The sequence below is a fragment of the Burkholderia sp. MSMB1826 genome (genome assembly GCF_001526325.1).
In the GTDB taxonomy this organism is placed as follows: Bacteria; Pseudomonadota; Gammaproteobacteria; order Burkholderiales; family Burkholderiaceae; genus Burkholderia.
This window is the reverse complement of the sequence record NZ_LOYN01000017.1, coordinates 1-726: the sequence shown is the minus strand read 5'-3', so window position 1 is coordinate 726 and position 726 is coordinate 1. Positions and strand designations below refer to the sequence as shown.

Below are 726 nucleotides of genomic sequence, written 5' to 3'. Positions count from 1 at the left end.
GTTCGACGCTTCGCTGCTCACCGACGAGCAGGCGAAGACGATCAAGATGAACGCGATCACCGAATGGTCGGCGCTGCCCGCGACGGAAATGTTCCTGCGCGACAACCAGCACGACAGCGACTTTTCCGCGTTCATGAGCGTGTGGTTCTTCGAGGAGCAGAAGCATTCGCTCGTGCTGATGGAATACCTGCGCCGCTTCAAGCCGGAGATGGTGCCGACCGAAGAGGAACTGCACGCGGTGCGCTTCCAGTTCGATCCGGCGCCGCCGCTCGAGACGCTGATGCTGCACTTCTGCGGCGAGATCCGCCTGAACCACTGGTATCGGTGCGCGGCCGACTGGCACACCGAGCCCGTCATCAAGCAGATCTACGAAACGATTTCGCGCGACGAAGCGCGTCATGGCGGCGCGTACCTGCGCTACATGAAGAAGGCGCTGAACAACTGCGGCGACGTCGCGCGTGCCGCATTCGCGAAGATCGGCGTGCTGATGGCGTCGGCGCGCCGCACCGAGAAGCCGCTGCACCCGACCAACCTGCACGTGAACCAGGCGCTGTTCCCGCGCGACACGGTGCAGTCGCGCTTGCCGGATCCGGAATGGCTCGAGCGCTGGCTCGACGAGCAGATCCGTTTCGACGGCGAGTGGGAGAAGAAGGTCGTCGAGCGGATCCTGCACAACCTGTCGATCCTGTTCGAGCGCACGTTCGCGACCGCGCAGGAGCTGAACCG

Annotated in this window: 1 protein-coding gene; it reads left to right on the top strand. The window is 63.9% G+C overall.

Translation table 11 applies throughout. The annotated features are described in order from the left end of the window. Window positions 1-726: diiron oxygenase (locus WS95_RS10340; RefSeq protein ID WP_059823735.1), on the top strand; the 726-nt coding region annotated here is incomplete at both ends.